The organism is Halonotius sp. GCM10025705, assembly GCF_042662885.1.
GTDB lineage: Archaea > Halobacteriota > Halobacteria > Halobacteriales > Haloferacaceae > Halonotius > Halonotius aquaticus.
In genome coordinates this window covers 1,956,829-1,971,558 of sequence record NZ_JBHSZD010000001.1, presented here as the reverse complement: position 1 = coordinate 1,971,558, position 14,730 = coordinate 1,956,829, and the positions used below count along the sequence as shown (strand labels likewise).

At 62.0% G+C, this 14,730-nt stretch carries 9 protein-coding genes and 3 pseudogenes; 5 read left to right on the top strand and 7 right to left on the bottom strand.

Going from position 1 to position 14,730, the window contains the following annotated elements; translation table 11 throughout:
* Nucleotides 1-24: 24 nt before the first annotated feature.
* The 5 genes and pseudogenes from ACFQJB_RS11030 to ACFQJB_RS11010 form a co-directional block, all read right to left on the bottom strand.
* Nucleotides 25-912, bottom strand: a complete 888-nt coding sequence (locus ACFQJB_RS11030; RefSeq protein ID WP_379727235.1) for a hypothetical protein — start codon at nt 910-912, stop codon at nt 25-27.
* An 821-nt stretch (nt 913-1,733) separates the two neighbouring features.
* Nucleotides 1,734-2,180 carry a hypothetical protein gene (locus tag ACFQJB_RS11025; protein WP_379727232.1) on the bottom strand — a complete coding sequence of 149 codons (447 nt, stop codon included), beginning with the start codon at nt 2,178-2,180 and terminating at the stop codon, nt 1,734-1,736.
* Nucleotides 2,177-2,712: pseudogene (locus ACFQJB_RS11020) on the bottom strand (helix-turn-helix domain-containing protein). Before ACFQJB_RS11020 ends, ACFQJB_RS11025 begins: the two are co-directional and overlap by 4 nt.
* Nucleotides 2,713-2,787: 75 nt before the next feature.
* A complete protein-coding gene (locus ACFQJB_RS11015; RefSeq protein ID WP_379727230.1) occupies nt 2,788-3,288 on the bottom strand; it encodes a hypothetical protein in 501 nt (166 codons plus the stop codon).
* A complete protein-coding gene (locus tag ACFQJB_RS11010; protein ID WP_379727227.1) occupies nt 3,289-3,507 on the bottom strand; it encodes a UPF0175 family protein in 219 nt (72 codons plus the stop codon). It lies immediately after the preceding gene.
* Nucleotides 3,508-3,612: 105 nt separating this feature from the next.
* On the opposite strand from ACFQJB_RS11010, the pseudogene ACFQJB_RS11005 reads away from it, so the two are divergent.
* Both ACFQJB_RS11005 and ACFQJB_RS11000 read left to right on the top strand, forming a co-directional pair.
* Nucleotides 3,613-5,799, top strand: a pseudogene (locus ACFQJB_RS11005) (ATP-dependent DNA helicase).
* A 91-nt stretch (nt 5,800-5,890) separates the two neighbouring features.
* A complete protein-coding gene (locus tag ACFQJB_RS11000) occupies nt 5,891-7,258 on the top strand; it encodes a homing endonuclease associated repeat-containing protein (RefSeq protein WP_379727224.1) in 1,368 nt (455 codons plus the stop codon).
* A gap of 118 nt (nt 7,259-7,376) precedes the next feature.
* Here ACFQJB_RS11000 and ACFQJB_RS10995 read toward each other — a convergent pair whose 3' ends face one another.
* Entirely contained in the window at nt 7,377-7,922 is a 546-nt protein-coding gene (locus ACFQJB_RS10995; RefSeq protein WP_379727221.1) for a DUF7437 domain-containing protein, read from the bottom strand.
* 43 nt (nt 7,923-7,965) lie between these two features.
* Nucleotides 7,966-10,077, bottom strand: coding sequence for an NAD-dependent DNA ligase LigA (ligA, locus tag ACFQJB_RS10990; protein ID WP_379727219.1), 2,112 nt, complete (start codon nt 10,075-10,077; stop codon nt 7,966-7,968).
* 210 nt (nt 10,078-10,287) lie between these two features.
* On the opposite strand from ligA, the gene ACFQJB_RS10985 reads away from it, so the two are divergent.
* From ACFQJB_RS10985 to metX, 3 genes and pseudogenes are all read left to right on the top strand, one after another.
* Nucleotides 10,288-11,985 (top strand): histidine kinase N-terminal 7TM domain-containing protein, encoded by a 1,698-nt coding sequence (locus tag ACFQJB_RS10985; protein WP_379727216.1) that lies wholly within the window; start codon nt 10,288-10,290, stop codon nt 11,983-11,985.
* Between the two features lie 88 nt (nt 11,986-12,073).
* Complete coding sequence (locus tag ACFQJB_RS10980; RefSeq protein WP_379727213.1) at nt 12,074-13,354, top strand: O-acetylhomoserine aminocarboxypropyltransferase/cysteine synthase family protein; 1,281 nt, start codon at nt 12,074-12,076, stop codon at nt 13,352-13,354.
* Nucleotides 13,355-13,393: 39 nt separating this feature from the next.
* Nucleotides 13,394-14,649 (top strand): annotated as a pseudogene (gene metX / locus ACFQJB_RS10975) (homoserine O-acetyltransferase MetX).
* The last annotated feature ends 81 nt before the right edge of the window (nt 14,650-14,730 follow it).

Sequence of the window (14,730 nt, the reverse complement as noted above, 5' to 3'; positions counted from 1 at the left end):
CGGCCTGCGTTTTTTGCTTATCAGTTACCGATCAGATTGCTGGCGGCGGCCACCACGGCCGTGTTTCCAGGCCTCCGAGAGGCTCCCCGCTATTAAGAGCCCAGCCATCACGCCCCAGGCGAGTCGGTAGCCATGGAGGTCGAATACGGCAAACAGCAACAACATGCCACCCAGTGGGAGATACGACAGCGGCAGCCGCCGGGCCGGCGAGTCAGAGAGCCGGAGGCCGATGTCCGGGCCGAAAAACAGCAGCACCAACAACGCGAGGACGAGCAACACGAACGTTCCGCCGGGGAAGCGCACAAGCTCCGCGGCGGTGAGCCCGCCGCTGCGGACGACGGTAGCGGCGAGGCCCCAGCCGACGTACAGCGAGCCGAACTCGACGACCGTTGCGGTCGGGATCGCATACGTTGCCGACAGCGGTGGCTGCGGCGTTCGTCGCATCGTCCAGTAGACTGCCAGGCCGATCACGGCGGCCGACAGCGGCCAGACAAGCCCGTACAGCGAGAGGATCGCGTCGGCCGCCCCGTAGAACGCAAAGTCGGTCACGTCGCCGATCTGGATGAGGACGATCGCATGCGTGATCACGAGCGCAAACGGCACCAACAGCCACGCTGGCCGCGCAACCGGCTCGTCCGTCGGCTGTTCACCGAGTGTGTCCACGCCGGCCGCCTCGTGCCACGCTGTGAGAAACGCCGGCAGTCGTCGAAACACCCGGGCCCAAAACCACAGCGCGTACAGACATGCCGCGGCGATACCGACGATCATGCCAACGACCGCCCACGCGAGCACCGGCTCAGCGACGCTGACTGTGTCGCCGACCAGTAGCCGACGGGTGTACACCGGCAAACCGACGAGAAGAATCGTTGCTGGCACGCCCATCCCGAGGCTGACGAGTGTGAGCGTCGGCACCCCTTCTCCGATCGGCGGACGACCGAGATGATCTTCAGTGTGTCGGCGATCTGATCGCGTGGGTTCGGCTGCCAGTTGATTCGGGCAGCCACCGCTACCCCAATCGGCCAGCCGATCGCCAGCAGCTCCGGAAGCGGATACAGGCGTCCACCGACAGCGAGTAACAGCCCGGCGAGGGTGAGCCCGGTGCCGAGGCCGACACCGGCGTAGAGACAGGTCGTCGCTCTCCCCGGATCGTCGCCGCCGGATCCGCCGATCCGTCGCTCCAGTGTAGACCCTGCCGAATCGAGGTCGACGCCGCGCCAGTAGACAAGGATCGCCACGTAGGCCGTTGTGATGGCCACCGCGCCGATCGTGATAGCGATCAACACAGCTTGTGGTGTCGATGCCGCCCCACCGATCAGCGTGCCGAACACCGTTGCCGTGCCGACGGCGATGACCGCAGCCAGCAGCCGGAAACTCCATCGATTTGTGACGGCTGCAAACTCCGTGGGGATGAGCCGTGGGAGGACAACGGCGGCTGCGAGGCCGAAAAACAGCAGCCTGACGGCGATTGTGACGGGGCTGCCTGCAACTCCAAGCACCGATCCGGCGAAGGTCTCTCTTGCTGCCGGGGCGGCGGCTGTTGTCTCGGCTGTGAGCAGCAGGATCTCGACGACGGCGAGGCCAGCGACCGCGAGCAGCGGGCTCACCTGCTGTCGTCGAGCGGTGCGTTCCATGCGCTCTCCAAGGGTCGGTGCGTACTAAAACGATTCCCGCGCAGTCGCCGACGGCGGATGGTACCGTCTCACGTCGACACTGGATTACTGTGGCCTCACCCGTTATGAGCTGTCTGCCCAGCGGTCACTGAGTCGTTGCTGAATTGCCGAAAACACTGTTGCGTACACATCAAGCGGGTGTTGTGAGTCTAAGGAAAGATCTCGAACCGCTTCCGCGTCGGGCGGCTGATGAAAATGCAGTCGAGTGTTGTGGCTGTTGGGATGGCGATCCCAGCGGCACTCCCATTGCTTGCCATCGGTCGTCGTTTCGATGTAGTGCAGCGAGAAATCGCCGGTCGTGAACCATCGGATGTCAAGCCGAGCGGTCGCAACTGTCTCGGGAAACGCGTCGGTATCGAGTGTCGCCATCAGGCGGCGCGGCTCCGTCGCGCTCGGCTGGAATTCAGTATTGGTGACCAGCGGCGTGGTCGCACACTGGCGTTCGAGCAGTCGCAACGTTTGGCGATCCGGCGGCCCCGTCGAACCGCCTGGCGGCTCCGCTGGCGTCATGCTGGGATCAGGTGCCCATCGTTTTGCGCGAGTTGGCGGGCAGTTCGTAGAGTCGCAGATCCCGGATCAGCCCTTGCCACTCGCTAACTGCGGTCATACGCTCGTGAATCTCGTCGTGGTTGTCGTGATCGAAGACGGATACTTCGGCGGGGTCGGTCGTCCCGAACCGCTCTTCGTACTCGTCGCGCTCGGCTTCCAGCGATTCAACGCGGTCGATGATCTCGGCGACCGATAGATCGCGGGCGATCTGGCTGGCCTCCTGCCATTCGAGGTAGCCGTCGTTGCGGCTGTAGCGTGCGGGGCGGCTTTCGCGGTCGGCGTTGACGACGCCCATCTCTGCCAGTCGGGAGAGGTGTTTGGTCGCGGCGTTGGGCGAGCAGTCGGCGATCTCAGCGATCTCGGCTGCAGGTGCCGGTGTCGTGATGCCGAGCACAACGTCGTAGACCCGGCCAAAGGTGTCGGTGTCACCGAGCCACTGCTGACGTGGCTCGGTCACGTCGTCAACGGCTGGAGCCGGATCGAACTCATCCATGCCTGTCTATACGGGGTGTGTTGCAATATAGTTTGTGAGTATGCAAATATATGCAAAAGTCGCCTCGTCGGATGGCTACAGTACCCCAGAGATGCTGTCGACAGGGGCGTAGTATCCGCGTTTGTCCCGCCACGTCGTGAGCCAGTCGTCCGCGGTTTCGGGACTCAACTCATCGTGAGTAATGCAGTGAACGAGAAGTCCGATTGAGCCGGTTACCGGCACGTCCTGCTGTGTGGCGGCCCGTCGTGCGGCCAGATCGTCGGTTGCGATGGTTCCGTCGGTGGCAATCGCACCCCGAAGTGATTCAGCCTCACCAGCATCGAGTTCAATCTGACTCGACGGTTCCACAGCCGGTGTTGACACCGTGTGAACGGAGATGGTATCGCCGATGGCAGCCACTGCCGTCGCAAGGTATTCATGGCCGTGGGCTTCGCCGCGTTCGAGCTCGTCTTGGACTGCTGGCGTGACTACCGGAGAATCAAGCGTTCGGGCAAGCAGTTCACAGCCGTCCGTGCTGGCAAAATTGCTGACGACCGTCGCATCGAGAAAGAGTGGCCCCGGATACACGTCAGCCATCTACTCGTTGAGGTTCCGTGCAGTGTCGATTTCCTCGGCTAACTGATCATCCGTTCGCGGGCCATAGAGCGCGTCGAAGCCGGCCTCCTGTAGCCGCGTTTCGAACTCCCAGCGCGACAACCCCGCAGCTTCGGCTGCCTTGCCGAGTGACACCTCACCGAGGACGTACCGGCCAATGGCCGTTGCCAACTCCTCGTTTGTGGATCCAGTCGAGGCCATCGTATGTCATAGTAGAGCCCCTACGTGCAAGAATCTATCTCCAGTCTATATTGATCAAGCCGCTGTGGCCCCCACGTTTTAATCGATTGCCGCCAAAGGGCCGGTGTGACAGCCGCGGACGACGACCTCCGGTTCTTCCCCTACGAGACGCCGTATCCGAACCAGCGCGAGGCCATCGACCGGATCGCCAACTCGCTGGGCCAGGCCCGCGACGTGCTCTTCGAGGGCGCGCCCGGCACGGGAAGACCCTCTCGGCGCTCGTGCCTGCCCTCGCCTACGCGCGCGACAACGACAAAACGGTCGTCATCACCACCAACGTCCACCAGCAGATGCGGCAGTTCGTCGACGACGCCCGTTCGATCACCCGCACGAAGCCGATCCGGGCGGTCGTCTTCAAGGGCAAAGGCGAAATGTGCCACATCGACGTGGGGTACCAGGAGTGCCAGACGCTCCGGGATACCACCCGCGAACTCGTCGACACCGAAACCGACCACGAGGAACTGGCCGCCCGACAGGAGGAACTGCTCGAAGCGAGCCAAGAGGGTGAGGCCGGCGCGGCCGAAGCCCGCAGTGCCGTCATGGACGAACTCGACGACCTGGAGGAGGAACTCGACGAGCTACAGGACGGCAACGTCTGCGACTACTACTACAACAACCTCACCGCCGACACCGACGACTTCTTCGGCTGGCTCTTTGAGGACGTACGAACGCCGGAGGAGATCTACGAGTACGCCGACCAGCAGAACCTCTGTGGGTACGAACTCTTGAAAGAGGGAATGGAAGACATCGACCTCGTCGTCTGCAACTACCACCACCTGCTCGATCCGATGATCCGCGAGCAGTTCTTCCGGTGGCTCGACTGCGATCCCAGCGACGTGATCACCGTCTTCGACGAGGCCCACAACATCGAGGGTGCGGCCCGCGACCACGCGACGAAAACCTTGACCGAGAACACGCTTGACGCCGCGCTCGACGAACTCGCCGGCGTCGAGGACTCTCGCGCCGAGCCTGCACGCAACGTCATCGAGGCGTTCCGGGACGCGCTCATCGTCGCCTACGAGGACGAACTCAGCGAGTACGAACGCGACAACGTCGGCGAGCACTGGGAGGACGTATCGATCTCCAATCCCGACGCTCGCGATGAGGTCACGCTGGCCTTCCTCCGGCTCTACGAGGGCCGCGGCATCGATACCGAAACCGAACTCGCGGTACAACTGGGCCGCACGCTCGACGAGGAGTACGAACGCGCCTACAAGGAAGGCGAAGCGACGAGCCGCGCGGAGTGTCAGACCCTCCAGGCCGCCCAGTTCATCAGTACCTGGATGTCGGAGGGCAGCGAACTCGGCCAGCACCCGATGGCCGGCGTCCGGCGAAACGACCAGACCGACGAGGTCTATGGCCGGGCCGAACTCTACACCTGTATTCCACGAGAAGTCACCCGCGACCTCTTCGACGAAGTCTATGCCAGCGTGCTGATGAGCGCGACCTTGCGGCCCTTCGAGGTGACCGAAGACGTGCTCGGCCTTGATTCGCCGGCGACGATGGCCTACGGCCTCGCCTACCCCGAGGAAAACCGCCGGACGTACGCCGCCAAAGTACCGGCCCTGTTCGCCAGCGAGCGCGACGATCCCGAGACACAGGAGACGATCACAAACCTCCTCCGGGACGTGATCCGATTTACGCCCGGCAACACCCTACTCTTCTTCCCCTCGTATTCGGAGGCCGAACGCTACCACGACCGCCTCAGTGCCGAAAACCGCGGCGACGAGCCACTCGGTCAACTCATCCTCGACGAATCGGGGAAATCGACCGAAGAACTCCGCCAGCGGTTCGTCGCCAGCGACGACGCCACGCTGTTCACGTCGCTGTGGGGCACCCTCGCCGAGGGGTGAGCTTCGACGGCAACCAGGCCCGCACCGTCGCCGTCATCGGCGTGCCGTACCCCAGCTCTCCGAGCGGATGGAGGCCGTCCAGGACGCCTACAAACGCGCCTACAAGGGCAAACACCAGAAGCGCGACGCCGGCTGGGCCTACGCCGTCGAGATTCCGACGATCCGCAAAACACGGCAGGCTCTCGGGCGCGTCATCCGCTCGCCGGAGGATTTCGGCGTGCGGATTCTCGCCGACAAGCGCTACACCAACGCTGACATGGGGAAATACAGCGTCCGGCGGAGTTTCCCGGTCGAGGAACGCGAGGAGTTGGTCGACATCAGCCCCGAGAAGCTGAAGTTTGCGATGCTGAACTTCTACACCGATCACGACGCCTACGACGGTGCGCCGCCGGAGCCGTGAAAACGATGTGCTCTACTTAGAGAATAAATTTTGTAGTTGATGTTATAATCAAGGAGATTCTACATTAACACGACAGATTACGTGATTCGTCGTGAGCGATCAATCCAATATCTCAGATTTCGGAGTGGGCGAGGTTCCAGAGACGAATCTATATGAATGTGAAATCTGTGGAAGTGAATTTGATTCAGCGAAGGGCAGAGGTATTCATAGATCAAAAGGACACGAAGAAGAAGAAATCAAGAGAGTCTATATTGGCGAGTTACAGAGACTTGCAGACGAATTAGATAGGTCTCCCAGTTTGAGTGATATGAATCAGTACGGAAATCATAGTTCAAAATCATATCAGAATACATTCGGTTCATGGAATGAGGCTCTCAAACAGGCTGGTCTTGAGATTAATGAAGAGCAGAACATAGCTAAACCTGATTTATGTGAGGAAATGGAACGTCTTGCGGATGAACTTGAACGGACACCAACCAGTCGGGATATGGCTGAGAATGGCAAATATTCAACTGCAAACTATTCACGAAAGTTTGGCTCTTGGAACGATGCCGTTCAGGAAGCAGGGCTTGAACCAATACGAGAACAATGCGTGCCTACAGAGGAGTTGTTGAACGAACTTGATAGGGTGGGTGAAAAACTGGGTCATGCACCCACAACCGTACAAATGAAACAATACGGCGACTATGGAGTCAGCACGTACACAAGCGAATTTGGTACTTGGAACGATGCTGTTCGGGAAGCGGGGTTTGATCCAGTGAGAGAAAAAAATGTCTCCGAGGGCGATTTAATTGACGCGATTCATTCTCTCGGCGATGACCTTTGTCGGACACCGTCTGCTTTTGAGATGGATAAGGTGGGAGAATATAGCGTAGGTGCGTATGAAAGACGGTTTGGGTCGTGGAACAACGCTCTTCAAGAGGCGGGATTCGACCTAAATAATCGATCAGGGGTACCAGACGACGAACTCATAGCCGAACTCAGAAATCTTGCTTCAAGATTAGATCGGACTCCGAGGGCTATTGATATGGATTCTGAGGGTCAGCATGGGTCTGCGACATACACAACATCGTTTGGATCATGGGCAGAGGCTCTAAACAGAGCTGATCTTGAACATAAGAGGATTTTACATCCAGATCATTTGGATCACTTAGCGCGCTCAGGGTATGAAGTAGAAGTGGCAGAGATACTGCTTGATATCGGTATAGAGTATGAATATGAAGGTTTGGTGATTGAGTACGAAGATAATCGGACATATACACCAGACTTTGTGACCGAGCAGTACGTTATTGAGGTGAAAGGTCACGTCTATCGCAATGAGGAAAAATTAGCAGAGTTAGCATTAGAGAAACTAAGCGAGAAGCAGTACGTGGTCATACAAGATTCAGGTCCGAAACTCCCCGCAGACGTACACATCTCGTGGGACGAACGAGGGAAAGTCCGTAGATTATTTGAGTAGAAGTTGTCAGCGAAAAGAGGATTGAAGAAGTTACTGTGTTGCAAACGCGCCCGGAGTGCTGCGATAGAAACGGTCTACAAACTCATTCGGAGAGAGATTCCAACGATGTACGCTGTCCTCACGTGATCCGGTACTCGGTCACGACAGGTTCCAGTGCTTGCAGAATGATTTCGGCCTCAAGCGGCGAGAGATCGAGTTCGCGGGCTGTGATGCGATGGTTGACGGTTCCCTCAACGTAGTCGGCAGCATACTCAACTGCAGCGGCAAGGCCGTCGAGGCCGTGGCGGTCGATGAACACATCGATATCCTCGTCGGTTTCACCGCGAGCGACGGCCGCAATGAGTGCTGACGTGATCGTTTGGCTGTCGTCATCAGTCGAAGACGTGCGCGGAATCGTCTTAGTGTCGTACTCGGCGGGCCGCTGGTCGTCGATTTCGACATCAATCCCACGATCAGCAAGGTAGGCCTGTGGATCGGATATCTCTTCGCCGTCGCCGAAATGACTAACGAGAGCATCAGCAAGCTGGCGAAGGGCTTCGGACTCGGTGTCACCAAAGGAGGCGACGCCGGCCTCAACGTGCCGGGCCGTGACGCGACCGTCATCCTCATGGACAAACTCTATATCGGCCAGTAGATCGTGGCCGGTATCCGATCCAGCGACCATACTTCCGATATGTAGCGAGAGCGACCTAAGCGTGCCGCCTGATTTACTCGCCCGGCGGCCAGGGGATCCCGTAGTCGGCCAGCAGTTCGGCGAAATCACGCTCCGAGAGGATCGGTACGTCGTTGTCGTCGGCGTCGTCCTGTTTTCGCTGGCCGGCGTTGTCGCCGGCGACGAGGTAGTCGGTGTTGCCGGAGACACCCCCGGTCGCGTTCGCGCCGTGGGCTCCGACCAGCGCCTGGGCGTCGTCCCGCGAGACCGCCAGCGAGCCGGTGAAGACGAAGGTGAGCCCAGCGAGTTCGTCGCCAGCGTCAGCCCCCTCGACTGGCTGTGGATCGACACCCGCCTCCAGCAGTGCGTCGATGGCGTCGCGGTTGTCAGGGTTGTCGAAGAACTCCCGAATCGTTTCGGCGACAATCGGCCCTACGTCGTCGACGGCTTCGAGGTCGGCAGTGTCGGCGGCAATCAGCGTATCGAGATCGCCGAACTCCCGGGCGAGGGCGGTCGCGGTCGCGCCGCCGACCTCCGGAATAGAGAGGGCAGTAAGGAACGAATCAAGCGGCGGTTCGCTGGCGGCGTCGATCTCATCGAGGAGGTTTTGCGCGCTTTTCTCGCCCCACCCCTCCAGTGCGGCGAGTTCCTCGCGGTCGAGCCGATAGAGGTCGTCCAGCGAGTCGAGCAGGTCGGCCGCCCGGAGTTGAGTGATACGCTCGGGGCCCAGCCCCTCGATGTCAAGGCCGCCGCGGCTGACGTAGTGCTCGATGGCGCGCTCGCGCTGGGCCGAACAGCCCAGCCCACCGGTGCAGAACGCCAGCGGGCCGTCGCGCTCGACCGGGCTGTCGCAGACCGGGCAGGTTCCGGGGAACGCGAAGGTGCCGCCCGTCTCATCGTCGACGACTTCGTCGATGTAGGGGATCACGTCGCCAGCGCGCAACACGCGCACTCGGTCGCCGACATCGACGCCGAGGGATTCGATCTCGCCGGGGTTGTGCAGGGTGGCCCGCGAGACGGTGACGCCGCCGACCTGTACCGGCTCCAAGAGGGCGACAGGTGTGAGCCGCCCGGTGCGGCCGACCTGCACGACGATATCGGTGATCGTCGTCACTTCGGTGCGGGCCGGGAACTTGTAGGCGAACGCCGACCGTGTCTCGCGGGCCGTGTTTCCGAGGGCGTCGGCCGCGGCGGTGTCGTCGACTTTGATGACGACGCCGTCGATCTCGTAGTTTAGGTTCTCGCGGTCGTCGAGCAGCGAATCACGGTACGCGATTGCGCCCTCGATGTCGTCGACGCGGTCGGCAAGGTCGTCGACGTGGAACCCCCACGCCTCGATGGCGTCACGTTCGGCCCATTGGGTGTCGGGGCGGTCGTCTGCCTCGTCACCGGCCTCGTAGGCCATGATATCGTAGACGAAGCAGTCCAGCGGCCGGTCGGCAACGACCGACGGATCGAGTTGGCGGATCGTCCCCGCGGTCGCGTTTCTGGGGTTGGCGAACGGCTCTTTCCCGTCTTCGACGCGCTCGCGGTTGTGCTCCCGAAAACCGTCTTTCGGCATGAAGACCTCGCCGCGAACCGCCAGCAGGTCGGGTGCGTCGCCGCGGAGTCGCTGTGGAATCGCGCGGATGCGACGCGCCTGTGCGGTCACATCGTCGCCCTCCGCGCCGTCGCCGCGGGTCGATGCGCGGGTGAGGCGGCCGTCCTCATAGACGAGTTCGATCGAGATGCCATCGAATTTGGGTTCACAGACGTAGCCGATTGCGTCGGGGTCGAAGCCCGCATCGCGGAGTAGTCGGGCGGTTCGCTCGTCGAATTCGCGGACATCGTCGGCGTCGCCGCTCTGGCTGATCGAGAGCATCGGGGCGGTGTGTTCGACCGTGTTGAGGTCGTCGACCGGCTCGCCGCCGACGCGGTTAGTCGGACTGTCGGGATCGTCGAGATCGAATTCGGCTTCGAGCGTCTGGAGGCGGTCGAACAGGTGATCATAGACGCGGTCGGCGATCAGCGGATCGCTGTCGACGTAGTACAGATAGTCGTGGTCGCGGATCGCAGCTCTGAGCTGCTCGACCTGCTGTTCGGCTTCGTCGGGTGTGAGGTCGTCGACAGGGCTGAATTCGGTTGGTGGATCACGGAGATAGGGGTTGTCGCTGTCGGCGTAGCTCATTGCCAGCAGGTAACAGCCCGTGTGTGAAAAGTCAATTCGATCCACGTGGGACGAAACGCTGATTCAGTCAGCGATGGACACGAGACGGCATACGAGGCAGAGTGCCACACCTTCGTATGAAGGCTCAAAACCGCAGAATTCCCCGGTGCTGGAATCACTAGCCTATTTATGACACGCGAGTAATAGAATGGATAGTGAGCGATCCCCGCAATGGCCGATGACGTCGTCCTGAGCCTTGTCGTCATTGGACTCGTCTTCCTTGCGACGATTGTCAGTGGGCTGCTTGCCGTCTACTCATTCGGCCGGATTGACCACCCGCTGTCGGAATCCTACGGCGTACTGATGGCTGTGGATAGCTTTTGGGCTGCCGGCTACTTTTTGATGCTTGTCGCGGGGGGCACACTGTTCGCGGAGGTTGGGCTGTTCATTAAGGCTCTGTCCTCGGCGTTGGCCGCCTTCGCGTGGCTCCGGTTTGTCAGCGAGTACACCGGCGACAGCGAGTGGCTTCCAGGGTGGCTCTGGTGGGTCGGGGCGATCGAATCCGTTGTGTGGTCGATTCTTGTCGTGAGCAACCCTGGCGGCCTCATGCTGGCGGGCGTCGATGTCGGCCAGTTTGGCGTGGTCACGGCCGCCATCGAGGTTGCTGGGCTTGGTGCTTTCCTCCAACTGCTGATCGGCGCGGCGTTGGTCGGCCTCTCGCTGTTTTTGCTGGGCCGGTTTTTTGTTCAGACACAGGGCATCTATCGGTATCAGGCGCTGATCATCTTCGTGATCGGCGCAATCGTCCTCGTTTCGACAACGCTGTTTATCGGCGATTACCGCCCGCATCCGCTGGTTGACCCGACGCCACTCCTGTTTAATCTTCAAGCACTCGGTGTCGGGTGGGCACTCTACCGGTATGATTTCCTGCGTGTCGCCCCGGTGATTGTCACCCGATTTTTCCGGGAGATGGGCGATCCGGTTTTGCTGATCAACGGCGAGCGTGTCGTCGCCGATTTCAACGCGGCTGCCGACGACTTAGTCGATGGCCTTCGCACGCAGGTCTCAATCGACGCGCTTGCTGACACCGCATTCAGCGAGACGCTCACGGCCGCTGTTGCCGACCCTGACGCCCCCGGCGAGTTCACGACGGCGTCGGCTGCAACCGGCTCGCAACGAACGTATGATATTGAGGTAACTGAGGCCACCGATCAGTTCGATATCACCCGTGGCTATGTCGTCGTCCTCCGCGATATCACCGACCGCAAACAACGGGAGCGACAGCTTGAGGAGCAAAACGACCGTCTCGAAGAGTTCGCCGATGTCGTCTCGCATGATCTCCGCAATCCGCTGTCAACAGCTGAGGGGTGGACAGCCGCTGTCGGGGACGCGCTTGACGGCGAGGAGCCGGATATCGAAACCGCCCAGATGGGGCTTGAGCACATCGCACACTCCCACGACCGGATGGACGAACTCATCGAGGTGTTGTTGACGATGGCCCGGCAAGGCCAGACAGTTGCCGATCCCGAACCCGTCTCCATCGAGGACTGTGCGACCGACGCGTGGGTGACCGCCGACACCGGTGAGATGGAACTCGCTGTCGAGGGCGACCGAACCGTCGCCGCAGACCCAGCCCGCCTCCGGCAGGCCTTCGAGAACCTCTTTCGGAACGCCAACGATCACGGCGCGGCATCGACGGTGACGGTCACACTAACGCCCGACGGCTTTGCTGTTGAAGACGACGGAGCCGGCATCGACCCCGACGACCACGAGGAACTCTTCGAGTTCGGCTACAGCACCGACGAGGACGGAACCGGGATCGGCCTTGCGGTAGTCAAACGGATCATCGAGGCCCACGGCTGGCAGATCAGGGTCGACGAGCGCGACGACGGCGGGACATGCTTCGAGATTACCGGCGTTTCGACCTAAGCTATCGTTTAGTGATACCACACCGCATACCAGCCGCTTTTGCCGTAACTCTCACGCATAAACACGTAGAGATATATGCACACTATACATGACCACGGGCTTCAACACGCGGAGTCTGCACGCCGGGACGGAGCCTGACCCCGACACCGGCGCGCGGGCGACGCCGATCTATCAGACCTCCTCCTACGTGTTCGATGATGCCGACACCGCCGCGGATCTGTACGCCCTCCGCGAGGAAGGCGACGTGTACTCGCGGGTCTCAAATCCCACCGTTCGCCAGCTCGAAGCCCGGCTGGCCGACTTAGAGGGTGGTGTTGGCGCGGTCGCCACCGCCTCGGGGATGGCCTCGCTGGACTCGCTGACAACGGTGCTGGCCCAGAGCGGCGACAACATCGTCGCCAGCCGCGACATGTACGGCGGCACCGGCAGCTACCTCTCGACGCTCGCGCCGCGCCGCGGGATCGAGGCCCGCACGGTGCCCACCCTTGAGTACGATGCCTACGCCGAGGCCATCGACGACGACACGGCCTACGTTCACGTCGAAACTATCGCCAACCCCTCACTCGTCACGCCGGATTTCGAGCGGCTGGCCGACATCGCCCACGACCACGCCGTCCCGCTTGTCGTCGACAACACCTTCGGGACGCCCGCGCTCTGCCGCCCGCTGGAACACGGCGCGGACATCGTCTGGGAGTCGACGACCAAGTGGATCCACGGCTCGGGAACGACCGTCGGCGGCGTCGTCGTCGACGGCGGCACGTTCCCGTGGGATCACCCCGACGCCGACTACCCCGAGCTATCGGGCGAAAATCCCGGCTTCGGCTTCGACTTCAGCGAGCGGTTCGGCGACCGCGCGTTCACGCTGGCGGCTCGCCATCGTGCGGTTCGGGCCATCGGCAATCAGCAGTCACCGTTCGACGCCTGGCAGACGATGCAGGGGATCGAAACGCTGCCACTGCGGATGGATCGACACTGCGCGAACGCCCACGAAGTAGCGGCGTTCCTCCGGGACGACCCCCGCGTCGCGTGGGTGACGTATCCCGGCTTCGACGACCACGCGACCCACGACACCGCAAGCGACTATCTCGACGGGTACGGCGGGATGGTCACCTTCGGCGTCGAGGGCGGCTTCGAGGCCGCCAAGGCGTTCTGTGAGGCCACCGAGCTGACGAGTTTCCTCGCCAACATCGGCGACGCGAAGACGCTGGTCATCCACCCGGCCTCGACGACCCACGCCCAACTCAGCGAGGACGAACAGCGCGCGGCTGGTGTCGCCCCCGACATGCTCCGGCTGTCGGTCGGCATCGAGAACAGCGAGGACATCATCGCCGACCTTGACGCCGGCCTGGAGGTGGCCGCCGACCAATGAGCACCACTATCACCGAGGACGACAAACTGGAGGCAATACATGAGTGCGACTGAGGTCGACCGCGGGACGGTGGAACTCGGCGAGTTCCGCTTCGAGTGCGGCGAGTCGATCCCCAACTTAGAGATTGCCTACGAAGCCTACGGCGAGTTCACCGGCGACAACGCCGTGTTGGTCTGTCACGCGCTGACCGGCAGCCAGAACGTCGCCAGCTACAACACGCCCGGGACGGCGGGGCAGGCCCGCGCGTGGTGGGGCGACATCGTCGGCCCCGGCAAGGCTATCGACACCACCGACTACTACGTCGTCTGCGCCAACGTCCCCGGCTCCTGTTACGGCTCCTCGGGGCCGTCGTCGACGAACCCCGAGACCGGCGAGCCCTACGGCACTGACTTCCCACCCGTCACTATCAGCGACTGGACGCGAGCCCAGCGTCGCTTGCTCGACCATCTCGGCGTTGGTCGCCTGCGCCTCATCATCGGCGGCAGCGTCGGCGGCATGAACGTCTTGGAGTGGGCCAAACAGTTCCCCGACGACGCGGAGTTGATCGCGCCGGTCGCGGCGGCGGCCACCCTCGACCCGCAGTGTCTCGCCATCGACGCCGTCGCGCGGCGAGCGATCCGCAGCGACCCCAACTGGAACGGCGGCGACTACTACGGCGGCGACGACGAAGAGGCGAGCCCGCCACAACAGGGCCTCGCCATCGCCCGCCAGCTCGGCCACATCATGTACCTCTCGAAGGCCTCAATGGAGCGCAAGTTCGGCCGCCGCTCGGCCGGACGGGACAGCGGCATCGAGGGCAGCGACGCCTTGTTCCCGCCGGATAAGGCCGCGGCGTTTTCCCCTACCGGGAAGTCGAGTCGTATCTCGATTACAATGCCGAGAAGTTCACCGAGCGATACGACGCCAACAGCTACCTCTACCTGACGCGGGCGATGGACGACTACGACCTCGCGGAGGGCCACGGCACCATCGAGCGGGCGATCTCGGCGTTTGAGGGCGAGGCCCTGTTGCTGTCGTTCACGTCGGATTGGCATTTCACGGTGAGCCAGTCGGAGACGCTGGCGGAGGCGTTCCGCGCGGCCGACGTGCCCGTCGCTCACCACGTCGTCGACTCCGATCACGGCCACGACGCGTTCCTCGTCGAACCCGAAAACGTCGGCCCGCCGGTGGCTGATTTCCTCGCCAACGGCCTCGATGGCCGGGCGATCACCGATACGGCAGCCGACGACGAGGAGTCCGTCGACGACGGCGAGGCCGACTTCGCGCCCGTCCACAGCAGCCTCTTTTCGGGCTGACGCTGTCGCCAACGGCTACTACGGCAGCATCGCGTCCGAGATACCGGCAGTCCGGCGGGCAGCAGGCAGTTTTAGGTGGCC